The sequence below is a fragment of the Pseudarthrobacter sp. J1763 genome, from assembly GCF_050490295.1.
Classification (GTDB): domain Bacteria; phylum Actinomycetota; class Actinomycetes; order Actinomycetales; family Micrococcaceae; genus JBNPEO01.
On the sequence record NZ_JBNPEN010000010.1, the window covers coordinates 74534 to 95797 of the forward strand.

At 58.4% G+C, this 21264-nt stretch carries 19 protein-coding genes; 9 read left to right on the top strand and 10 right to left on the bottom strand.

Features of this window, described 5'->3' with window-relative positions; translation table 11 throughout:
• Positions 1–29 precede the first annotated feature (29 nt).
• Positions 30–3113: an efflux RND transporter permease subunit gene (locus tag ACQQCD_RS10790; RefSeq protein ID WP_430268386.1), complete on the top strand. Its 3084-nt coding sequence runs from the start codon at positions 30–32 to the stop codon at positions 3111–3113.
• A gap of 39 nt (positions 3114–3152) precedes the next feature.
• Here ACQQCD_RS10790 and ACQQCD_RS10795 read toward each other — a convergent pair whose 3' ends face one another.
• Positions 3153–4634: an MFS transporter gene (locus ACQQCD_RS10795; protein WP_430268387.1), complete on the bottom strand. Its 1482-nt coding sequence runs from the start codon at positions 4632–4634 to the stop codon at positions 3153–3155.
• Positions 4635–4818: 184 nt separating this feature from the next.
• Between ACQQCD_RS10795 and ACQQCD_RS10800 the strand changes: the two genes are divergently transcribed.
• Together ACQQCD_RS10800 and ACQQCD_RS10805 are read left to right on the top strand one after the other, a co-directional pair.
• Positions 4819–5943, top strand: a complete 1125-nt coding sequence (locus tag ACQQCD_RS10800; protein WP_430268388.1) for an LLM class flavin-dependent oxidoreductase — start codon at positions 4819–4821, stop codon at positions 5941–5943.
• A gap of 18 nt (positions 5944–5961) precedes the next feature.
• Positions 5962–6426 carry a MarR family winged helix-turn-helix transcriptional regulator gene (locus tag ACQQCD_RS10805; RefSeq protein ID WP_430268389.1) on the top strand — a complete coding sequence of 155 codons (465 nt, stop codon included), beginning with the start codon at positions 5962–5964 and terminating at the stop codon, positions 6424–6426.
• Here ACQQCD_RS10805 and ACQQCD_RS10810 read toward each other — a convergent pair.
• Genes ACQQCD_RS10810 through ACQQCD_RS10820 form a run of 3 tightly spaced genes read right to left on the bottom strand, consistent with a single transcriptional unit; the run spans position 6423 to position 9494 of the window.
• On the bottom strand, positions 6423–7229 hold the full coding sequence (locus ACQQCD_RS10810) for a transglutaminase-like domain-containing protein (protein ID WP_430268390.1): 807 nt from the start codon (positions 7227–7229) through the stop codon (positions 6423–6425). The genes ACQQCD_RS10805 and ACQQCD_RS10810 overlap by 4 nt on opposite strands.
• Before the next feature lie 26 nt (positions 7230–7255).
• The gene (locus ACQQCD_RS10815) at positions 7256–8098 is read right to left on the bottom strand and encodes a hypothetical protein (RefSeq protein WP_430268391.1); all 843 of its coding nucleotides are present in this window, start codon (positions 8096–8098) and stop codon (positions 7256–7258) included.
• A gap of 10 nt (positions 8099–8108) precedes the next feature.
• On the bottom strand, positions 8109–9494 hold the full coding sequence (locus ACQQCD_RS10820) for a M20/M25/M40 family metallo-hydrolase (RefSeq protein ID WP_430268392.1): 1386 nt from the start codon (positions 9492–9494) through the stop codon (positions 8109–8111).
• Between the two features lie 50 nt (positions 9495–9544).
• On the opposite strand from ACQQCD_RS10820, the gene ACQQCD_RS10825 reads away from it, so the two are divergent.
• The 3 genes from ACQQCD_RS10825 (at position 9545) to ACQQCD_RS10835 (ending at position 11689) form a co-directional block, all read left to right on the top strand.
• The gene (locus ACQQCD_RS10825; RefSeq protein WP_430268393.1) at positions 9545–10231 is read left to right on the top strand and encodes a DUF1684 domain-containing protein; all 687 of its coding nucleotides are present in this window, start codon (positions 9545–9547) and stop codon (positions 10229–10231) included.
• 57 nt (positions 10232–10288) lie between these two features.
• On the top strand, positions 10289–11131 hold the full coding sequence (locus ACQQCD_RS10830; protein WP_430268394.1) for a fumarylacetoacetate hydrolase family protein: 843 nt from the start codon (positions 10289–10291) through the stop codon (positions 11129–11131).
• 63 nt (positions 11132–11194) lie between these two features.
• Positions 11195–11689 (top strand): GtrA family protein, encoded by a 495-nt coding sequence (locus ACQQCD_RS10835; RefSeq protein WP_430268395.1) that lies wholly within the window; start codon positions 11195–11197, stop codon positions 11687–11689.
• Positions 11690–11693: 4 nt separating this feature from the next.
• Here the strand turns inward: ACQQCD_RS10835 and ACQQCD_RS10840 are convergent, their stop codons facing one another.
• From ACQQCD_RS10840 to ACQQCD_RS10860, 5 genes are read right to left on the bottom strand one after another with little or no spacing between them, the layout of a single operon-like run.
• Entirely contained in the window at positions 11694–12863 is a 1170-nt protein-coding gene (locus ACQQCD_RS10840; RefSeq protein ID WP_430268396.1) for a cysteine desulfurase family protein, read from the bottom strand.
• Positions 12860–13768, bottom strand: coding sequence for a carboxylating nicotinate-nucleotide diphosphorylase (nadC, locus tag ACQQCD_RS10845; RefSeq protein ID WP_430268397.1), 909 nt, complete (start codon positions 13766–13768; stop codon positions 12860–12862). The genes ACQQCD_RS10840 and nadC overlap by 4 nt, the downstream gene beginning before the upstream one ends.
• Positions 13761–15452 (bottom strand): L-aspartate oxidase, encoded by a 1692-nt coding sequence (gene nadB, locus ACQQCD_RS10850; protein ID WP_430268398.1) that lies wholly within the window; start codon positions 15450–15452, stop codon positions 13761–13763. Before nadB ends, nadC begins: the two co-directional genes overlap by 8 nt.
• Before the next feature lie 17 nt (positions 15453–15469).
• Positions 15470–16768, bottom strand: coding sequence for a quinolinate synthase NadA (gene nadA, locus ACQQCD_RS10855; protein WP_430268399.1), 1299 nt, complete (start codon positions 16766–16768; stop codon positions 15470–15472).
• The gene (locus tag ACQQCD_RS10860; RefSeq protein ID WP_430268400.1) at positions 16761–17486 is read right to left on the bottom strand and encodes an NUDIX hydrolase; all 726 of its coding nucleotides are present in this window, start codon (positions 17484–17486) and stop codon (positions 16761–16763) included. The genes nadA and ACQQCD_RS10860 overlap by 8 nt, the downstream gene beginning before the upstream one ends.
• 235 nt (positions 17487–17721) lie before the next feature.
• Between ACQQCD_RS10860 and ACQQCD_RS10865 the strand changes: the two genes are divergently transcribed.
• Both ACQQCD_RS10865 and ACQQCD_RS10870 read left to right on the top strand, forming a co-directional pair.
• Entirely contained in the window at positions 17722–19095 is a 1374-nt protein-coding gene (locus tag ACQQCD_RS10865; protein ID WP_430268401.1) for an amino acid permease, read from the top strand.
• A 45-nt stretch (positions 19096–19140) separates the two neighbouring features.
• Positions 19141–19965, top strand: a complete 825-nt coding sequence (locus tag ACQQCD_RS10870) for an alpha/beta fold hydrolase (RefSeq protein WP_430268402.1) — start codon at positions 19141–19143, stop codon at positions 19963–19965.
• A 19-nt stretch (positions 19966–19984) separates the two neighbouring features.
• On the opposite strand, the gene ACQQCD_RS10875 is transcribed toward ACQQCD_RS10870, so the two are convergent.
• Entirely contained in the window at positions 19985–20422 is a 438-nt protein-coding gene (locus ACQQCD_RS10875) for a helix-turn-helix domain-containing protein (RefSeq protein WP_430268403.1), read from the bottom strand.
• A gap of 188 nt (positions 20423–20610) precedes the next feature.
• Between ACQQCD_RS10875 and ACQQCD_RS10880 the strand changes: the two genes are divergently transcribed.
• Positions 20611–21264, top strand: a complete 654-nt coding sequence (locus ACQQCD_RS10880) for a phosphoribosyltransferase (RefSeq protein ID WP_430268404.1) — start codon at positions 20611–20613, stop codon at positions 21262–21264.

Consider the following 21264-nt stretch of genomic DNA (forward strand, 5'->3'; position numbering starts at 1 on the left):
ACCGATTTTGAACTGACGGAGAGACCACCATGTTCCGCTTGGCACAACTATCTCTGGCCAATCGGGCCCTAATTGCGTTGATCACCATCTTCGCTGCCGTCTTTGGTGTGATCACCATGGGATCGCTCAAACAGGAACTTATCCCCTCCATTGAGTTCCCCCAGATCACTGTTCTCAGTGCGATGCCTGGTGCGTCCCCGGAAGTAGTGGACAAACAAGTCAGCCAGCCGCTGGAAACCACTTTGAACGCTGTAGAGGGCTTGGAATCCACTACCTCCACCTCACGTAGCGGCGTCTCCACCATCAACATGCAATTCGCTTACGGAACCAACCTAGACCGGGCGCGCAACCAGATTGACCGGGCCATCTCCACGGCCAAGCGCAATCTGCCCGATTCTGTGGAACCAACTGCAGTGGCGGGAAGCATCAGCGACTTCCCCATTGTTTTTTTGGCGGTCTCCTCCAATAAACCGTTGAACGACCTCAACGCCGATTTGCTTCGGCTCACCGTTCCGCGTTTGCAGAAGATCGACGGCGTCCGTGGCGCCGATGTTTCCGGCGGCGCGAGCCAGCACATTTCAATCTTGCCCAACGCCGAGGTGATGGCAGCACGCGGCGTGACCTCGACTGACATTTCAGATGCTCTCAAAAACAATGGCTCTTTGGTACCGGCTGGGACTGTTAAAGAACAAGGCAAAAACCTCTCGCTTCAAATTGGCAGCCCCGTGGAATCCCTTGACGCGATCAAGGCACTCCCCCTCATCGGTGCCAAGCAGCCCACCACGATTGGTGAGGTAGCCGCCGTCGGAATTGCTGACGATGCCAAAACCTCAGTGACACGAACCAACGGCGTAGAAACCTTGGCCCTTTCAGTGACAAAAAAGCCTGAGGGAGACACCGTAGGGATCTCACATCAGATCCGTGATCTGCTGCCGCAGCTTGAAGCGGAACTCGGCAACGGTGCCAAGATTACGAGTGTGTTTGATCAGGCTCCGTTTATTGAGAAATCCATTAAGGACCTGACCACCGAGGGGCTCTTGGGCCTTGGTTTTGCAGTGATTGTGATCTTGGTGTTTTTGCTCTCCGTACGTTCAACCCTTGTCACAGCGATTTCAATCCCGCTCTCTTTGCTCATCACCTTTATAGGCTTGTACGCCACCAAATATTCGCTTAACATCCTGACGCTTGGTGCACTCACCATTGCAATCGGTCGTGTGGTTGATGACTCGATTGTGGTGATCGAAAACATCAAGCGGCACTTGAGCTACGGCGAAGAAAAACGGACAGCAATTCTCAATGCCATCCGCGAAGTGGCCGGAGCCATCACCGCATCCACCCTGACCACCGTGGCAGTCTTTTTGCCGATCGCTTTTGTGGGAAACATAGCTGGGGAACTATTCCGGCCATTCGCCCTGACCGTGACCATCGCGCTGATCGCTTCCCTCGCCGTGGCGCTGACCATTGTTCCGGTACTGGCGTACTGGTTCCTCAAGAGCGGGAACAGTGCGGGCCTTCCCGCGGCCCAAGTTGAAGCCGATGCACATGCTAAGGAGCAAAAGGGTTGGCTTCAGCGCGGCTACTTGCCTGTACTTTCCGGCACTCAAAAGCACCCTGTGATTACCTTGGTTGCGTCCGGGCTAATTCTGCTGGCCACCCTGGCGATGGTCCCCTTGGTGCCTACCAACTTGCTCGGTAACTCAGGGCAAAACAGTATGACCGTCAAGCAATCCCTGCCAGCTGGTACAAGCCTTGAAGCTGCGGATGCTCAGGCCAGCAAGGTTGAAAAAGTTCTCCGCGGCATCGACGGGATCAAAGACGTTCAAACCACCGTGGGCAATGCGTCCAACGGATTCGCCGCTTTGGCTTCAACGGGTGCTGCCGATGCCAACTTCACCGTAATCACTGACGAAAAGAAGGATCAGACGGCTCTGCAGGATTCGGTCCGCAACACCCTGAACAACTCCGGTGCCACCGGCAAGGTCAGCGTGGGCTCCCAGCAAGGCGGTTTTGGAACCAGTTCCACCGTGGATGTCACAGTGAAAGCGGCAACCTCTGCGGACCTCAAAACGGCCAGCGACACCCTAGTGAAGGCCCTCACCGGCACTCCTGGCTCCAGTGAAGTTGTCACCAACCTTGCCGCGAGCCAGCCGGTTGTCCAAGTCAAAATCGACCGCGCTAAGGCAGCCGCCGCAGGTATTTCTGAGCAGCAAGTAGCTGGTGTTCTGGCCTCCGCGGTGAACCCACAGCTGGGCACCAAGATCCGCATTGATGCAAACGACTACCCGGTTCAGATTGGCACTGGAACCCAATTCACCTCGCTACAGCAGCTCAAGGACACTCCGCTACCCGGCCCGAGTGGACCGGTATTGCTTGGCTCCGTGGCCACTGTTGCCCAGGTTGATGTCCCGGTAACGATTACCAGCAGCAATGGCCAACGCACTGCCAAGATCTCTCTGACTCCCGAGGGATCCAACTTGGGAGGTTTGGGCACCGAGGTTCAAAAACGACTAGATTCCCTGTCCTTGCCGGCCGGTGTTACGGCGACACTGGGCGGGGCTGCAACGCAGCAGGCAGAGTCATTCCGTCAGCTGGGGCTGGCTCTTCTGGCCGCAATCGCCATTGTCTACGTGATCATGGTGGCGACGTTTAAGTCGCTCATCCAGCCATTGATTCTGCTGGTGTCAGTCCCCTTCGCAGCTACTGGCGCCATCCTTTTGCTCCTACTCACCCGCGTTCCCTTGGGCTTGCCGTCCTTGATCGGAATGTTGATGTTGGTAGGCATTGTGGTCACTAACGCCATTGTGCTGATCGACTTGATCAACCAATATCGCAAACCGGCTCCTGGACGGGAGGCTATGAACGTGGCCGAAGCAATTGTTCATGGAGCCCGGCAACGTCTTCGCCCAATCCTGATGACCGCGGCCGCAACGGTGTTCGCACTCACTCCGATGGCGCTTGGGCTGACCGGCGGCGGCGGCTTCATCTCACAACCGTTGGCCGTTGTGGTGATTGGTGGTTTGGTTTCCTCTACCGTGCTCACTTTGGTTCTAGTCCCGGTACTTTACCGCTTGGTTGAAGGCCGGCGCGAAGCCCGCGCTGATCGCCACAGCTAGCTCATCTTTGCGGCGGTTCTCAGGGGGCAGCGCTTGGAGTTAAACCACGACGGCGGAAGGAACCTCTTGTGGGTCGGCGAAAGCGTTGCGCGGCACCAGCACCAGTGACACAGCTGCGACTAGCGCCGTCACTCCGCACACCGCCCACACCGTCAGGTACCCGGCTAGCGGAGCAGCCGTGGCGCTTTGAACGGCTCCCGCAGCAGCCTCGGAACCTGCCGTAAACAGGGCAATGCCAAACACTGCTGAAGCCACAGCTCCACCAATAGTTTTTGTCGTGTTGGTCAGCCCCGTTGCCATACCCGTGCGATGCGCCGGCGCTGCCGCTGCAGCTGCAGAGGGCAATGCTGCCACCAAGGCGCCGGAGCCAAGCCCGGCAACCGCCATGTTGACCATCGCTTGCACCAGTGAGGCGTGGAAAGGCAAAAACAGTAGGTACCCCACCCCCACCAAAACGGCAGCACACACCAAAGTCCAGCGAGGTGTAACTACCTTGGTAACCACTGGAAACAACAAGGCGCCGATCAGCAATGAGAGCACGTACACACCGATGATGATGGAGACCTGCCCCGCCGCCAAGCCCATCCCGTAGCCAAAAATCTTTGGATCCGTGCGCGCAAAGGTGGACAAAGGCGCTTGAGCGCCAAGGACCGAAACACCAAACAAACCAGCCGTGAGAAACACCGGCCACATGTTCTTCTGCGCCACCATACGGATATCAACCAAAGGATCCTCAGTGCGCAGCTCATGCCGGGCGAAGGGCACCAGCAAAAGAACTCCGCTCACAATAAGGACCCACGGCCACCATGCAGCTGTCCCGTTGAGACGAACAAAAGTCAGCCCGGACGTAAGTACCAAGAGTGCTCCGGCGAGCAGTCCGAAGCCCACGGTGTCCAGACGCCGCGGTTCTTGAGCTTTTCCAGATCCTTCCGTGGCTCGTCCGGCGGGGGCTCGGGAAGCATCACTCGGCACACCAAAGGCGATAGCCGCGCAGACCAAGGTTGCCGCAATCGCCGGGATGGTGAGGGTCAGCCATAAAGAACCGGCGAAGACTTCAGAAAGCGATCCCGACGCCAGCGCACCAGCTATCACACCGAATTCGAGGGCACCAACCAAAATGCCGGCAGCCTTACGGGTGCGTGCCGCGGAGTCAGGTGCATCCCTGACGCGGCTGTGAATGAGCGCAATTTCCATAGGCAACCAGACCACGTAAAAGCCTTGCAACGCCCAGGCGATCAGGAAGCTCGTAAAGTCTTGGGCAATCACCACACCCCATGAAGCCAAAGCTGTCAGGACGCTCGAGACCAGAAGAATGCGCTTGTGTCCCCACACGTCACCCAACTTGGCCAAGAGGGGAACGGCCAAGGCGCTGAGCATCAATTGCCCTGCTTCAAACCAGTTGACGTCGGCATCGTGGATGCCCAAATGCCGTGCAATGTCAGTCAGGATCGGCGTGTAGTAGCCCTGCAAAATGCCGCTAGTGAGTTCCACCAGGACCAAGAAAAAGATAATGCGCCGCACACTTGCCTCCGCCTAATCGAACGCTCTCACCGCTGGGACGCTGTTCTTGCCGCGCGCGGTTGATTGAATCCTAAGCCCCACGATGAGCCGGGAATACTTCTGTGCACGCGTGGCTTATACATGTCGATAGATGCAAATGCATGTATCTAGGATAGAGTGAATGCAACACAGAGGAAGGTTCACCATGCAGATCGGCGTCTTCAGCGTCAGCGATATCACCACTGACCCCACCACCGGTAAAACCCCCACCGAGCACGAGCGTATTCAAGCTTCCGTGGCCATTGCCAAAAAGGTCGAAGAGATCGGCATGGACGTCTACGCGATCGGCGAACACCACAACCGCCCATTCTTCTCCTCCTCCCCCACCACTACGCTCGCCTACATCGCAGCGCAGACTGAACGCATCACACTCTCCACCACCACCACCCTGATCACCACGAATGACCCGGTCAAAATCGCCGAAGACTTCGCGATGCTCCAGCACCTCTCCGGCGGACGTGTGGACTTGGTGATGGGCCGCGGTAACACTGCACCCGTATACCCGTGGTTCGGCAAAAACATCCAAGACGGCATTGAACTGGCGATTGAAAATTACGCCCTACTGCGCCGCCTCTGGGACGAAGACACCGTCAACTGGTCCGGCAAATTCCGCACCCCGCTGCAGAACTTCACGTCCACGCCGCGCCCGCTCGACGGCGTTGCCCCCTTTGTATGGCACGGTTCCATCCGTACCCCGCAGATAGCCGAAGTGGCCGCGTACTACGGTGACGGCTTCTTCGCCAACAACATCTTCTGGCCCAAGGAGCACTACCAGCAGCTCATTGGCCTCTACCGCGAGCGCTACGAACACTATGGCCACGGCAAGGCGGATCAGGCCATTGTGGGTCTGGGTGGACAGTTCTTTATGCGCAAGAACTCCCAAGACGCTGTCAAGGAATTCCGCCCATACTTTGACAACGCCCCGGTCTATGGCCACGGCCCGTCGCTTGAGGACTTCACCTCCCAGACCCCACTGACCGTGGGTAGCCCGCAAGAGGTCATTGAAAAGACTCTGACCTTCCGCGAAGCATTCGGTGATTACCAGCGCCAGTTGTTCCTGATTGACCACGCGGGACTTCCACTCAAAACGGTCTTGGAACAACTGGATCTCTTTGGCGAAGAGGTTTTGCCGGTGCTTCGCGCCGAGTACGCAGCCAAAAAGCCAGCACACGTGCCGGATGCGCCAACGCACGCTTCCCGTGTTGCTGCTCGCGACGCCGCTCTGGGAGCAACAGCTGAAGCCACCGCTGGCGCCAGCGAAAATAACTAGCCACACTCCGAGGACAAAATGTCAGAAAAACCAAGCACTAACGATATTCGCGTGGCTGCAAGTTCCTGGGAATCATTGTTCCGGGCACAGGTGGCTGTGATGCGCCGAATTCAGCGTGGTAAAGAGTTCCACGAGCTGGCCTTGCGCGAATACGATGTGCTCTTTACCCTCAGCAGTTGCCCTACGGGGTGGCTGAGACTTAATGAGCTCAACGATCATGTGCTGTTGAGTCAATCAAGCCTGAGCCGGCTCGTTGAGCGGCTTGAAACCCGGGGCTTGGTGGAACGCACCACAGCCCCGGAGGACGGCCGCGGTGTGCTGCTACGGCTCACGCCGGAGGGCTCTGAATTACAGAAACGGATCGGCCGCGGGCATCTTCAAACCATTGCCGAGGTGATGCTGCCTGCTTTGACCCGAGAAGAGATGAAGCAATTGGAAGTTCTGACCGATAAGTTGCGGGCCGGCGTTGTGGCTAATTCTTAGCCGATAATCACCGCAGCGCCCGGATTGTCTACCGGCAAATTGCCGTTGACCACAGCAGTCACTGACATCCGGTTCAGGACTAGGCTGCCACCAACTGTGGACAAAAATGCGGTGTCCGAGGAGTCCCTGCCAGCACAAATACGCAACAGAGTTTCGCGTGGGGCCAAGCCCGTGGGATCAATAACGTGCCATTGGCCGTTCACATGAGCTTCGGCCACCGCATGGAAGTCCATCGGGTCCAGCCCCGGAGCGTAGACCGCTGCGAGGCGGGCAGGGACATCCTTGGCCCGAAGCAGAGCAATTGCCAAGTGAGCAAAGTCGCGGCACACACCGCGGCGGTGCAACAAAGTCTCCACGGCGCCGTCGGTCCCTCGTGAAGAGCCACTGACGTAGCGCAGCTCCTGGTTCACCCAAGTACGGACCGCATCGAGAAGTTCCATGCCGTGCAAGCCGCCGAACTCGGCGTAGGAAGTAGGCAGAAGCCGGTCCGATTCGGCGTAACGGCTGGGCCGAACCAGCGTCACTAGCTCAAGAGTGCTGGGATCCTCAGGGATAGCTCTTCCCTCAACGGAGGCCGTGTATTCCACTGATACATCTGCGGGTTCGGCGAATTCCATGTAGTGAGTGATGGAACCATTGGCTCCCTCAAGCACCTTTAACGGTACGTCTTGATCCCCTGACCGGACTGAGAGGTGTTCCTCGAGTCTGGTGTATCCACTATTGCGCGCAACAGCAATGGACATGGCCACCTTGGTGTTGGCGACGGTCTTGAATTGAATACGTGCAGAAACGTTGCGTTCCATGGGACTCCGTGGGTTGCGGGGAAGGCTCAATTGGTGATTTTCAGGGACAAAAGCATCCGCTGAACATTAGCGAACTCGGAGCTTTCATTGACGAAACGCGCCGCTTGGTTCAAAGTGTCAAAAGACTTCAGCGGGGCAACTTTCTCATCTGGCGACAAGGCGCGCAACTCGCCCGTGTCGGCGAAGCTCACTCCCCCAACGCTTTCCGAGCCGGTCACGATGTTTTGCAAGCTGCATGCCTTTGAACCGGCACCACCCACCAGGTTGGTAATACCGTAGGAGCCAAAGAACTTGTACCCCTGAATCACACGAAAAACGACGCGTGGAGAGATCGTGTTGGCGGCATCCGAGTGCGGAATATCCACTGGCACACTGCTGATCACTGTGTAATTCTTGGCGTTCGCGGCCTTGCATGCGGCAGGTTTCGGGGTGGGCAAACCAGTCTGCAACACCGCTACCGGGTTCCCGTCTTGATCCTTAACTTCCACCTTCACAGCGCCTTGTTTGGTGCCAGCGGCAGGGGAACCGCTTTGGGCAATCCACTCTTGAGGCAGGTCAAAACTGACCTTTTTGTCCGGATCGGTGAAAGTTTTCCAGGCACTGGCGGTGGCACCGGTGTCTGGCGTGGGGCTGGCACTGCCCGTCCCGTTGGACGCGCCCGACGACGGCTGCGTACCATCGCTGGCAACCGAGGCGCCTGGTGTGGGGCTACTAGAGCTTGCGCCCGCCTCGTTATTACCGGAACCTGCCGTCCATTGCGGCGCCGGGGTGCTGCCAGCGCATCCGGAGAGCAGCAGCGAGGCAGCGAGAAGCGCCCCGATTTTTTGTGCCACCGGTTTGAGCCTATGCATCATTGGTGCCTCAGTCATGTGATCCAGCCTAGAGCCTGCGCAACAAGGTCTCGCAAAAACGCACACCGTCGCTCAATGATTTGAGTCCTATTTTTTCATCCACCCCGTGTATAGATTCCCGCGCTGCAGTGTCCATAACAAAAGGCGCAAAGCGGTAGACGTTGGCGCAAATTTCTGTGAACCGCCGTGAATCTGTTGCCGCAAGCATCACGTACGGGACGGCCGGAACGTGCGGGAAAACGGTGCTGATGCAGCCACTGAGGAACTCCCATGCTTCCCCTTCATCCGGCGATACGGGCGAGGGGTCGCTGCCTTCAAGGACCATCATCTCTACGGCGGGATCTGCTATCACAGTAGTGATTCTTTTGAGGGCGGATTCTACGGTTTGCCCTAGGGCCAAACGAATATTCACGTTGGCGGTTGCCGTTGCGGCCAGAACGTTGGCGCCCGCGCTACCGCTAAGCGTGGTTACGGCCATGGTGGTACGGACTAGCGCGCTACTTTCCGGGCCCATCAGGGGCAAAATACGTGCCAGAGCCAAGCGGAGTTTCCTTGCCCGGGAGAATACCAATGACATTGGTTTCGGTGCCAACGGCGCAAGCCGTTCAAACATGGACACAGTGGCCAGCGGTAATTCGACGGGAAACTGTTGCATCTCCAAGCGCATGATCGCCCGTGCCAAGCGAGCCGTAGCGCCCATCCGTGGTGGTTGGGACGCGTGGCCGCCGGGGCTACGCGTTGTTAGTTGCAGGTCCATAATGCCTTTCTCCGCAACCCCCACCATCGCAGCCGGGCTTTTGATGCCGGAGAGAACTCCAGTGGCAATGGCTCCACCTTCATCTAGTACCAGCCACGGTGAAATGCCGCGTGCTTTCAACAGCTCCACGGCAGCTTTGGCTGAATCCCCTGCGGTTTCTTCGTTGTTGCCGAAGGAAAAATAGACGTCGTTTTGTGGGGTGAAGCCCTGCTCTATAAGAGCCTCGGCAGCTTCAAGCCACGCTACGAGTGCGCCTTTGTCGTCCAAGGTCCCGCGTCCCCACAGGTGTTCGCCGTCGTTGTGTCCTGAAAAGGGCGGGTGAGTCCAGGTTTCTGGCTCGGCAGCAGGCACTACGTCGTAGTGGGCCATCAGAATAGTTGCCCGGCTCGCGCCGTCGTAGGTTCCACTGGGGTTGCTACCGGCCCAGCGGATCAAGAGGCCATGCTGGTTCACGCGCTCTAGCTCGAGCTGGGTGTGCACCAGGGGGTATAGCTCGCAGAGGGTTTGCAGGAATGATTCAAACACTTCTGGATTGTGATCGTCGGGATTGCGTAAAGACACTGTGGGGTGCTGAATTAACCGGCTCAGTGAGGCAGCTGCGCGTTGGCCGGGGAGGTATAAAGCACCTGAGAGAAACGAATCTGGAGCCGGTTTCATGCGCCGAAGTCTATCCGGGCAGACATGCACCACAGGGCTAGGCTTGCCGTATGTCCAGTTCAGATGCACCAGCAGCCCATCAAGACCCCCATAGCAGCGAGTCAATGTCGGCTTTGGAGATAGCCGATTGGCGCCTGCAGACCTTTGGGATCTATTCCACTGTCCGGGAGATAGCCCGAACCAGCCCGCGCGATGCACACGAACACTGGTGTACCGAACGGGACCGAATGTTCCGCGAGCACCCCGCATCGGCGCTCGACGCAGCTTCAAAGGCACACTTCACGGGGCTGCACGTGGCCGCCTATGACCCTGACTTTCGATTTGAACTACCCTTGCTGAGCCGTGGCGCTGGCGAGGTACGCAACGTAACAACAGGGACCGACGGCGTTGTACCTTTTGAGCGCTTGGGAACCTTCGCGGTACCAGAGATTGGTGAACTCGCTGTGTGGCGGCTAAAGACCTACGGTGGTGGCATTTTTGTGCCGCTGCGCGATACAACAGCAGGCAAAGCTGGTGGCTCTTACGGCGCAGGAAGATACTTGTTGGACACGATCAAAGGCTCCTTTACCGGAGTAAATGAAAGTGGGGAGTTCATTCTGGATTTCAATTTCGCCTACAACCCTTCGTGCGCCTATAACGAAGCGTGGGCGTGCCCTTTGCCCGGTCCGGACAACAGGTTAAGTACAGCCATTGAGGCTGGTGAGATGTACGCCCCAGATCTTGCCAGTACAGAGTGATGCTCGCTGTGTTGCAAAAATCTACGTAACACTCTGGCTAGGACGTAGGATGTCTGAATGATCTCTACTCTGCCCCGCCGAATCGCCCGCGTACGTCCTTTGGCCGGAGATTCTTCGGCCAAGCAAGGCCAGTACTTCGTGGCCAATGATGCCGCTAATTTTGGCTCGGCAGCAGGCCAAGAATGGACTGTCATTGACTCCCCCTTCTCCGGTTCCTTGGCTAATGCAGGCTCTCCGGCGGTGGCTGGTTGGGAAATCGGAAGTACCGTAGCTCAAAGCGACTTCACGTTTTTAGCCCCGTCCGCACCGGCGAACGTTTTTGGTATGGCCCACAACACTGGCGCCCCCGGACGTGCCTTGCCGCCGCAAGCATTCCACAAAGCATCCACCTCGGTGATTGGCCCGGGCGAGGCGATTGAGCTGAGCGAAAGTGTGGGCTACGTTGACCCGGAAGCGGAACTGACCATCGTCGTCGGACGTGCATGCCGAGGCTTGACCTTGGAGACCGCACGGGAAGCAATTCTGGGTTTCACCATCGGTAATGACGTCTCGGCCCGCGACTTACAGAAGTCTGACGAGTTATGGATCAGCGCCAAAAGCCAAGACACCTTTACGCCCGCCGGGCCATGGATCGTCACAGATCTGAACTACAGCAACGCGCCGATCAGCATTGTGCACAACGGCAACGAACTCAAGGCTGCAAGTACTGCTGATTTGGGCTGGAACGTCGAGGAAATCATGGTTTACTTGACCTCCTTTATGACCCTTCACCCAGGCGACCTGATCTTGACAGGCTTCCCCGCCGAATGCGCACGAATCAACCCCGGAGACACAGTAGTGTGCCGCGTTGGTGGAATTGGCGAACTCCAAAACCCCGTGGTCGCTTCAACCTGGGCGTAGGCCGCAGACAAATTTCCAGCTACCAAATAGCAGGTTCACAGTTTGATGTGAAAACCTTGCAGCATGGAGCACAGCCTGCGGGAACCCGCGCGTGAGGTGGACCGCCAGGTGAGCATTGCTCCGGGGCGGTCCCTCCGCCGTCGCGGTTTATTGCGTTTCCCCCTGATCCGCCAGCTGATTCGCTTCACCGGTGTGGGGATTATTTGCACACTTTGCTCGATCGGCTTGTATGCCGTGCTGCGTCCGTGGACGGGCCCACAGACCGCAAACGCGCTGGCACTGATCTTAACTTCGCTGCTCAACACGGCTCTGAACCGGCGGTTGACGTTCAAAATCAACGGGCAATCACGGCTGCTACACGATCACCTCAACGGGCTGATTGTTATTGTGGTGGCCCTGGTGATTACCGGGGGCAGCCTTGCCGTGCTGCATTGGATCAATCCCCACGCCACGGTGTCCCAGGAACTTTGGACCACCACCATCTCCGGATTTTTTGCCACAGCTGTGCGCTTTACGCTGCTCCGTCACTGGATCTTCCGCCGCGCCAGAAACCGCTAACGGCTCAGGGCTCACCGCCCACCGCACCGAGTGAGGTAACTCGACCGACGGCGGTAGTCACCAACGCGGCGGCCCTGCGCACTTGCTCGGCGTCAACCCCTTGCGCAAAGCTAAAGCGCACCGCAGTCTGCGCGATCTCACGAGCCAACCCAATGGCGAGCAGCACCTCAGAGGGCTCGTCGGATCCGGCCGCACACGCGGATCCACTTGAACACACCACGCCAAGCCGTTCGAGCTCAAGGAGCACGGATTCTCCGCTGGTTCCTGGGAAACAGAATGACGCCACAGACGGCAGACGCTGGCTCCTGTGCCCAGTCAGTATGGCGTTGGGGACGCTCGCAAGCACATGGGAAATGAACTCTTCACGCAACACACCGACCCGTTCGGCCTCGGGTGCGGCGCTGGCTGCGCCCAATTCCAAAGCCATGGCCATGGCAACAGCGCCTGCAACATTCTCGGTTCCTGCCCTGCGTCCACGTTCTTGACCACCACCGTGGATGAGTGGCTCGGCGGGGGTCCTGCTCTTCAGAAAGGCCACCCCGCACCCCTTGGGTGCGCCAAGTTTGTGCCCAGAAATGCTGAGTGCATCCACTGAAAGATCGTTCACCTTCAACGGCAGCCACCCTGCGGCCTGGACCGCGTCACTATGGAATGGAATGTTGTGCTGATGCGCCAGCTCCGCCAATTCCCGAATATTTTGAACTGTTCCGATCTCATTATTGGCGTACATAATGCTGACCAGCGCTGTTTTCTCACCTAGAAATGGCCTCAGGGCAGTAGCTGTCACCACACCAGACTGATCAACCGGAACCACGTCCAGTGCAAAGCCGTGGAAGCGTTCCAGATAGCGCGCGGATTCCAGTACTGCCGGATGTTCCACGGCGGAAATCACCACTCGGTTCAGCGCTGGGTTGCCCGCTTGGCGTGCGAGCGCGATTCCCTTAATGGCGAGGTTGTCTGCCTCAGTTCCTCCCGAGGTGAAAGTGATTTCACTCGCACGGCAGCCCAGCACCTTGGCAACTCTGGATCTGGCGTTGGCCAAGATATCCGCAGCAGTGTGGCCTAGTTCATGGTGGCTTGAGGGGTTACCGAACTCCGCCGTGAGGACCGGCCACATGGCTTCGAGAACTTCACGCCGTACCGGGGTGGTTGCCGCGGCGTCGAGGAAAATCATGGCGTTGTGTTGCCTTTAGTACTGAATTCCACGGCGTTGAGCTCAACATCAAGTCCCAGATCCAGCGCTATCACCGAGTGTGTGAGCGCACCAATGGAGATAACGTCCACTCCGGTTGCCGCGATGTCCGCCACAGTGCTCGCGTTGACGTTGCCGCTGGCTTCCACAATGGCTCTGCCAGCCACTTGTTCCACACCAGCAGCTAGGTCCGCGAGTGCAAAGTTGTCCAACATGATGGTGTCCACGCCGGCGGCGAGCACCGGTTCAATCTGCTCTGCCCGGTCCACTTCCACTTCAAAGTGAACTGTGTGCCCCAACTGCGCTTTGGCCGAACGGAGCGCTTCCGTGAGCAGCGTTGAATCGCCCCCGGTCAGCACCGCTAGGTGATTGTCTTTGGCCATCACTGCGTCGGAAAGACTAAAACGGTGGTTCGCTCCCCCGCCACAACGCACGGCGTAGCGTTCCAAGATCCGCAGTCCCGGCGTCGTTTTTCTGGTGTCCGTAATACGGGCTTTGGTTCCAGCCACCAGCGAGACAAACGTGGCAGTTTGGGTGGAGATCGCGCTCATTCGTTGCACCAAGTTCAAGGCAACACGTTCCGCCAGCAGCACCGCTCGGGCGTTTCCGCCGACGGTGGCCAGCACGGTCCCGGCCTCAAAGCGTTCACCTTCAGGAACCAAAAGTTCGACGACGGCACGTGGGTCCGTGCGCAGCATCGCCGCGGCGAATACGGGACCGCCGGAGAAAACGCCTGAGACTCGTGCTCGGAGCGCGGCTTGAGCGGTGGCAGTTTCCGGGATCAGCACTTGGGAGGTGATGTCCCCATAGGGTGCGTCCTCGTTCAGTGCCCGGGTGAGAATCTCGTCAATCGCCGCCTGTGGCAGGCTCACCGTAGTTTTAGTCATTGATCAGGCTCGCTTTCTTGCAATACGTGTAGCGCCGTTCTGGGCTTGACGCGAAGTTCTGGGGCAAGCTGTCGTGCCGGTAGTGGGCACCAAGAGAGGTTTGGCGTTCTTGCGCGGCGCGGACCATCAGTTGAGCAGCTAGCAGCAGATTCGAGTCTTCGGGGTCCTGCGGCTCCTCACCAGCTGCCCAAGCGGCCAGGAGGTCTGCAGCTTCCCGTAAATGAACACCGTCCCGCAACACCCCTACATGCGTAGTCATCAACTGACGCAGCGAGCTCCGGGAAAACTTGCGTTCATCGGCGCCTGGAGCGACGGCCCACTCGTGGTCAGGTAGCGTTCCACCAGCGTGCGCAAACCCGAGGCCGCAATCGGCCGAGTTTACGTACAAAGGGGCAGGATCGAACGACGCCCGACTTGCGCTAGAGCTTGAAGCAAGAAAAGTGCCAACAGCACGTCGGCCAAAAACCAGACCTTCGAGTAAGGAGTTACTGGCCAAACGGTTAGCCCCATGCACTCCCGTGCAAGCAACTTCTCCGGCCGCGAGCAGCCCTGGAACATTGGTTCGGCCGTGCAGATCGGTCACTACACCGCCCATCCAGTAGTGAGCAGCCGGCGCCACCGGAATCAGTTCTTGAGTCCAGTCCAGTCCTGCGGCCAAGGTGAGCTTAGTGAGCGTGGGAAAACGTCTAGCCAAAAACCCTGAACCGCGCTGAGCTTCAATCCCTCGAGCATCCAAAAAGACGTGGCCCGCTGGGTCCCCTAGAGAATCCAGGTGGAGGGCAATGCTCCTGGAAACTACATCGCGCGGGGCCAGCTCCGCATCGGCGTGGTAGCTAGGCATAAATCTGGTGCCGCGAGAATCCAGCAGCACGGCTCCTTCACCGCGCACTGCCTCGGAAATCAGCAGCGGAGCAGAACCCTCACCGGCAGGAACCATCGCAGTGGGGTGGAATTGGAAGAATTCAAGATCGCTCACCTCAGCGCCTGCACGCCATGCCAAGGCCAAACCATCCGCGGTGGCAACAAGCGGGTTGGTGGTCTGGGCGAACAACTGACCCGCCCCGCCGCTGGCCAAAAGGACTGCATCACACAGGATCTCTTTGGCCACGCCGGCGTGCAAAAACTCCACTCCGGTGACGGCCCCGGCATCAAGCACCAAGCGTGTGACCTGCGCGTGGGCCAGCACAGTCAAACGCCCTGCCTGTGCAGCTGCGAGGACCGCCTCCACCAGTGCCGAGGCAACACCAGCTCCGGTTGCGTCACCACCAGCATGCAAAATTCGTGGCGCAGAGTGTGCCGCTTCCAAGCCTAAGGCGAGGCGTCCGTCGTCGTCAGTGTCAAAGTGGACACCAAAGCGAGCCAGCCCAGCGATGTCCTCCCGGGCCTCCGTACACAACACCCGGACGGCTTCTTCAGAGCAATGCCCGGCACCGGCACGGAGAGTGTCTGCGATGTGTGCCGCTACCGTGTCCCCAGGCGAGGGCTCGGCCAGCACTGCGGAGATCCCACCTTGAGCAAAGTAGGTATTGCTCTGTCTCAGCTCTCCCTTACTCAACAGCACCACTTCGGCACCGCCTTCGGCAGCTAATAGCGCGGAGTAGAGCCCTGCAATTCCACTTCCGACGACGACGAGCCGCCGCCGCTGAACGCCTGCCCCAGCCGAGTCTCGGCTCCTAATATCCATGGTTGGTGTCCTCAGGCCTAGGCTGGCTTTGCGGCGAGCATCCGCTCGAGCGCAATTTTGGCTCCGCTTTGCACAGCGGGGTCCACCGAGATTTGGTTGACCACTTCACCACGGACCAGCGATTCAAGTACCCATGCAAGGTAGCCCGGGTGAATCCGGTACATCGTGGAGCACGGGCAAATCACCGGGTCTAGGCAGAAAATCGTGTGCTGCGGGTACTCCTCAGCCAAACGGTTGACCATGTTGATCTCGGTGCCGATGGCGAACGTGGTGGGTTCGGTGGCAGCCGCAATGGCTTTTTTGATGAAGTCCGTGGAACCGGCAGAATCGGCCGCGTCCACCACTTCCATGGGGCATTCGGGGTGCACAATGACTTGCACTCCCGGATGCTCAGCACGAGCCTTCGCGATCTGGGAGACATTAAAGCGTTTGTGGACTGAGCAGAAACCGTGCCACAAGATCACTTGCGCATCTTCAAGGGCCTCGGAGGTGTTTCCGCCGAGGTCTTGGCGCGGGTTCCACATGGGCATACGCTCCAGCGGGACGCCCATGGCCTTTGCGGTGTTCCTGCCCAGGTGCTGGTCCGGGAAGAACAGCACTCGCTGGCCACGTTCAAAAGCCCATTTGAGGACAGTCGCTGCGTTGGAGGAGGTGCAGACAATTCCGCCATTCTCACCACAGAAGGCTTTGAGCGCTGCCGAAGAATTCATGTAGGTGACTGGGATGACCGGAACGCGGCCATCGGCGTCGGGCTCTGTACCGTAAATCTCGGTCAATTGTTCCCAGCACTCTTGCACGGAGTCGATGTCGGCCATGTCTGCCATCGAGCAGCCAGCCGCAAGGTTTGGCAGGATCACCGCTTGGTCCACTGTGGAGAGGATGTCTGCTGTCTCGGCCATAAAGTGCACACCACAAAAAACGATTGCCTCGGCCTTGGGCCGAGTCAGCGCCGCATTGGCCAGTTGGAACGAGTCACCCACAAAATCTGCGTGAGCTATCACTTCGTCGCGTTGGTAGAAGTGCCCCAAAACCACGGCACGCTCGCCCAATACTGCTTTGGCTGCAACGATGCGGGCGTTCAGTTCGGCGTCGGAAGCGTCTTTGTACTCTTGCGGCAACTGGCCCTGCCGTGGTGTGGCGGCCGGTGCCCGGTCAGCGCTCGAAGCTCCGGGACCGTAGCCCGGTGTGCCTGCAAGGGCCTCGGCGATGTCGTATTCCCACGGTCCTTTGGCTAGCTCCGGGCTGCACGTGGAAGCCGGTGCATTTTCGGCCTGTTCGCGGGTGATCAGCTGAATTGCTGTGTTGACGCTAGTCATGGTTGCTCCTGTTTTCAATGTCTAGCCCGGGTGTTCCGGTGAATCTGTAGAGACGAGGGGGACGGTGTTTGCCGCCTTGTAAGTACTGGTCGGTTTCTTCAATGTGAGCTGAAGCTTTGAGTTGGCGGCGAAAGTTTGCCGGGTCCAATTGCCTGTCCAGTACTGCTTCATAGACTTCACGCAATTGCGACAGCGTGAAATATTCGCCCAAAAAGTGGTAGGCCAACTGCCCATATTCGAGCTTGTTTCGTAGCCGCCACAGCGCATATTCCACAATCTCGTTATGGTCAAAGGCGAGCTCCGGGACGCGGTCCGCACGGAACCACTTCACATTTTCTGAGTCGTCGGCCAGCGCAGCTTCGGTGGGCTGCACGAGCGCCCAGTAGACAATGCTGACCACACGTTGGGCCGGTGAACGGTGCAGACCCCCAAAAGCGTAAAGCTGTTCAAGGTAGTTCGGGGCCAGACTTGTGGTCTCTAGGAGATTGCGTGCAGCGGCGTCCTGAAGGGATTCTGCGTGGCTTAGTGGCCCACTGGGCAGCGCCCACTGGTCCAAATAGGGTTCACGAATGCGCCGCACCAAGGGGATCCAGAGGGTAGGGCGCCCGCTTTTTGCGCTGGGGCGCAGGGCAAAAATCACTGTGGAAATGGCCAAGAGCGGCGGTGCGCTGCGGCGTTCCGATACATTGGCCGCCCCCGGGTAAGTCATTACTGGCATGGATGCCTCCTCTCCAGTGGTCCCATTCATTACTTCGAATCTGTGGCCAGATCCGGTGACCAGATCCAGCGTTCCCATTCGGTCTTCAACCCGGTCGACTAGTTAAAGTCACATCGACTAAAACTAATGATATGCGCGTTGTGGACAATCACCAACTACCTCGTCATTTGGCCCCCAGAGATACTCGCGGTGTAAAACTAAGTGACCCCTCCAGCGAACGCAAGGTGCAATTGTTATGAGCCACTCCCCCGTCCAAGAACGGCCCCACGCCGAACTGGGACATTCCATGAAGCCACGCCAGCTGACCATGATGGGGCTCGGCAGCGCCATCGGTGCTGGACTGTTTCTCGGCTCAGGAAAAGGTGTCCAGGAAGCTGGCCCAGCCGTTCTGATCTCCTACTTAGTGGCCGGGGCCCTGATCATCATTGTGATGTGGGCCTTGGGTGAGATGGCGGCTGCGAATCCAAACTCCGGGGCTTTCTCTGTTTACGCACAAAAGGCCTTAGGTCCCACCGCGGGCGCCACCTTGGGTTGGTTGTGGTGGCTTCAGCTTGTGGTTGTGATTGCCGCGGAGGCTTTGGGCGCGGCCGGGCTGTTGTTCAGCGTCTGGCCGGTTATCCCGGTCTGGCTATTGTCGCTGGCTTTTATGGTCATATTCACTGGGATCAACCTGGCTGGCGTCAAGAACTTTGGCGAGTTTGAATTCTGGTTTTCTATCCTCAAAGTCGCTGCCATTGTGGCGTTTTTGTTGATAGGAATTGCCCTGATCGCCGGCTGGTTGCCGTCCTCCGTAGCGCCCGGGTTCGGCCTGCTGGGCGCTGACTTCGCGCCGCATGGACTCGGTGGTATTGCCACGGCTTTGTTTGTGGTCATTTTTGCGTTTGGTGGCACCGAGATTGTCTCGGTAGCAGCAGCCGAAACTGAGAACCCTTCACGCTCGGTAGCCCTCGCTGTGCGAACAGTGGTGTGGCGCATTCTGGTGTTCTACATCGGATCCGTACTGGTCATCGCCACCTTGCTGCCCGCCACATCGCCAGCCCTCGAGTCGCCCTTCGCTGGTGTTCTGAACCTAGCTGGCATCCCGGGTGCCGGTGCGGCAATCACTCTGGTAGCCGTCGTCGCACTTTTATCCGCCCTCAACGCCAACCTCTATGGCGCATCCCGGATGGTCTTTTCCTTGGCCGATCGTGGTGAGGCGCCAGCCATTCTTGGACGGCTCAACGCTCACCAGGTCCCCGCCGCCGCGGTCAGCGTCTCCGTGGCGTTTGGCTTTGTGGCAACCGTTCTTGAGCTGTTGTTCCCCGGCAAAATCCTGGACATGCTGCTCAATCTGGTGGGCTCAACCTGCCTGATTGTTTGGGGCACGGCACTCGTCTCCCAAATAGTGCTCCGGCGCCGGGCGGAACGGGAAGGCACCGAGCTGCCCCTGCGTATGCGCGGATTCCCCTATCTCAGCATTGCTGGCTTGGTGTTGTTAGTGGCGATCCTTGCGGTTGGTTTCAGCGCCGAGGATAGCCGCAACCAGCTCTTCAGCAGCCTTGCGCTGATCGCTGGCATTGCCGTGGCCTGCTACATCACTACTCGACGCTCCGCTGCCATCCGGCGGTAAGGTTGCAGTAGAACGCACGGACACCAGATTCCAGGAGGCTCAACGATGAGCGGCAGGCATAGCGGAGCGGAAATGCGGCACACGGTAGAGGGCACTGACCCTGGACTGTTTGTTGAAGTTCATCGGCCCGAACAAGTTTCGGCGTTGCCGCCGGTTCTGCTGATCCACGGTTTTGCTTCTTCAGCCAGGCTCAACTGGCAGGACACCGGGTGGCTCAACGCACTGCTGAAGGCGGGGCGAACGGTTATTACCGTTGATTTTCCGGGGCACGGCCAAAGCACAGCGCCGGAGGACATGGATTCCTATGCCCCCAGCCGGATCCGTGCGGATTTACTACAAATTGCGTACGACGCCGGGGCACGCCCCGTGCGCGAGGGGGATGCTTCCAGCGGGCTAGACATCATTGGTTATTCCTTCGGCGCCCGCCTCGCTTGGGAGCTGGGCGCAACCCAGCGCGGGCTAGTGCGCCGCATGGTTCTCGGTGGTCCTGCCCGTCACGATCCCCTAGCGGCATTCGACCTGCGCGCCGCCCAACAGTACTTGGCCGACGGCACTCCGATTACCGACGCGTCCACCGCAAGCTTGCTCAAAATGGCTCAGTTGCTGCCATCCAACAACATTTTTGCCCTGCTTACGCTAGTTGAAGCCGTCAAAGTTGAGCCCTTCGACCCCGCAGAAGCGGCCCCCAGTATGCCTGTTTTGTTGATTGCCGGGGATCAAGACGAGCGCGCTGACACCATTCCCGAGCTGATATCCCTGCTGCCTGGCGGCACAGCACAACAAGTAATCATTCCCGGCAGGACGCACTTCAACGCCATCACGAGCCGGATGTTCAAGGACGCAGCCATCGAGTTTCTCGCCAAGGATTGAGGGCTGGAGGGCTTCGGGACTATTCCCCTTCTTCTTCCTCGATAAATTCTTCAATCGCCCGGGAAAGCCTGCGCATACAGTCGATGGTTTGAGCTCGCTCTTCGGCACTAATGGCTGCGGCAGTCGCGTCACGGAGACGGTCAACGTGCGCTGTCACCTTCGCATCAACCTCACGGCCTTTATCCGTCAGACGCAAGAGCCCATCGCTTGAGCTAATCATTCCGGCTTCAATGAGCTGGCCAGTAGCAATCTCCCAGTTTTCCTCATTGTCCCGCCAAAACGGTTCCAAGGCAGTCTCGAGCTCGTCATTGCTCAAAGCGGTATCCCGGAGAACATAAAGGACAAACGTTTGGTTGTCCTTAACACCCAAATCCGCGTAGCCCATTTCAGCTGCCTTGATCAATTTCAGGTTCAACCTGTCAACCCAGTAGCCAATAGTGTTGGGCTCGGTAGCCATAAATCCTCCCGGTCATCTCTCGTGCCGATTCTAGCCCCCCAGAGACCAGCATTGACTGGACCGTGGCAAAAATGACGAACTCATCCCTGTGATGGGTTTAGGCTAGGTGCGCACCACGGCAAATTCACAGTCCCTCTCCATGAATGGACTGAAATTTTGTTGAGGAAACTGCCTGACCTGGAGGATTCGTGAGTTATCGCTTTGCCGACCGTGCCGAGGCCGGCCGTCGCTTGGCCATGGCATTGCCACAATTGCGCGAACAACAGGACACCGTGGTGTTAGGACTGGCCCGAGGTGGCGTTGCCGTTGCCGCCGCTACAGCCCGCGAGCTCTACCTGCCCTTCGGTGCACTCCTAGTGCGTAAACTCGGCATTCCTTCCCATCCAGAAACCGCGTATGGTGCTTTGGCCCATTCCCAAGGACGCATTGTTCGCATCTTGGACCGGCGCATCACCCGTGGCATGTTGAGCCGGGAGGTCACCACTACACAGCTCGCCGAAATCGAACAAACTGAGCGTGCGGCTCTTGAACGGCAAGTACTGCTCTACCCTGTTACGCCCCCCGTTAAAGGAAAAACGGTTCTGATCATCGATGACGGTCTAGCCACTGGTGCCACCATGCGGGCCGGCATCGAGGCAGTAAAAGATCTGGGCGCTTCGAGAGTTTTGCTTGCTGTGCCAGTAGCCTCGGTGGAAGCCTCCCGGGCACTCCAACGCGTGAGTGAAGGGCTTGTGGCCCTGCAAACCCCAGGCAAGTTTCACGCCGTCGGATCTTATTACCGCGACTTCCCACAACTTTCTGACGCGGATTGCATTCAGCTCTTCACCCCGCGGCCCAACTAG

Excerpts from the sequence above, each read along its gene's own strand:
- ACQQCD_RS10790 (WP_430268386.1), top strand. The coding sequence starts at position 30 with ATGTTCCGCTTGGCACAACTATCTCTGGCCAATCGGGCCCTAATTGCG.
- ACQQCD_RS10800 (WP_430268388.1), top strand. The coding sequence starts at position 4,819 with ATGCAGATCGGCGTCTTCAGCGTCAGCGATATCACCACTGACCCCACC.
- ACQQCD_RS10805 (WP_430268389.1), top strand. The coding sequence starts at position 5,962 with ATGTCAGAAAAACCAAGCACTAACGATATTCGCGTGGCTGCAAGTTCC.
- ACQQCD_RS10810 (WP_430268390.1), bottom strand. The coding sequence starts at position 7,229 with ATGGAACGCAACGTTTCTGCACGTATTCAATTCAAGACCGTCGCCAAC.
- ACQQCD_RS10815 (WP_430268391.1), bottom strand. The coding sequence starts at position 8,098 with ATGACTGAGGCACCAATGATGCATAGGCTCAAACCGGTGGCACAAAAA.
- ACQQCD_RS10820 (WP_430268392.1), bottom strand. The coding sequence starts at position 9,494 with ATGAAACCGGCTCCAGATTCGTTTCTCTCAGGTGCTTTATACCTCCCC.
- ACQQCD_RS10825 (WP_430268393.1), top strand. The coding sequence starts at position 9,545 with ATGTCCAGTTCAGATGCACCAGCAGCCCATCAAGACCCCCATAGCAGC.
- ACQQCD_RS10830 (WP_430268394.1), top strand. The coding sequence starts at position 10,289 with ATGATCTCTACTCTGCCCCGCCGAATCGCCCGCGTACGTCCTTTGGCC.
- ACQQCD_RS10835 (WP_430268395.1), top strand. The coding sequence starts at position 11,195 with ATGGAGCACAGCCTGCGGGAACCCGCGCGTGAGGTGGACCGCCAGGTG.
- ACQQCD_RS10840 (WP_430268396.1), bottom strand. The coding sequence starts at position 12,863 with ATGATTTTCCTCGACGCCGCGGCAACCACCCCGGTACGGCGTGAAGTT.
- nadC (WP_430268397.1), bottom strand. The coding sequence starts at position 13,768 with ATGACTAAAACTACGGTGAGCCTGCCACAGGCGGCGATTGACGAGATT.
- nadB (WP_430268398.1), bottom strand. The coding sequence starts at position 15,452 with ATGGATATTAGGAGCCGAGACTCGGCTGGGGCAGGCGTTCAGCGGCGG.
- nadA (WP_430268399.1), bottom strand. The coding sequence starts at position 16,768 with ATGACTAGCGTCAACACAGCAATTCAGCTGATCACCCGCGAACAGGCC.
- ACQQCD_RS10860 (WP_430268400.1), bottom strand. The coding sequence starts at position 17,486 with ATGCCAGTAATGACTTACCCGGGGGCGGCCAATGTATCGGAACGCCGC.
- ACQQCD_RS10865 (WP_430268401.1), top strand. The coding sequence starts at position 17,722 with ATGAGCCACTCCCCCGTCCAAGAACGGCCCCACGCCGAACTGGGACAT.
- ACQQCD_RS10870 (WP_430268402.1), top strand. The coding sequence starts at position 19,141 with ATGAGCGGCAGGCATAGCGGAGCGGAAATGCGGCACACGGTAGAGGGC.
- ACQQCD_RS10875 (WP_430268403.1), bottom strand. The coding sequence starts at position 20,422 with ATGGCTACCGAGCCCAACACTATTGGCTACTGGGTTGACAGGTTGAAC.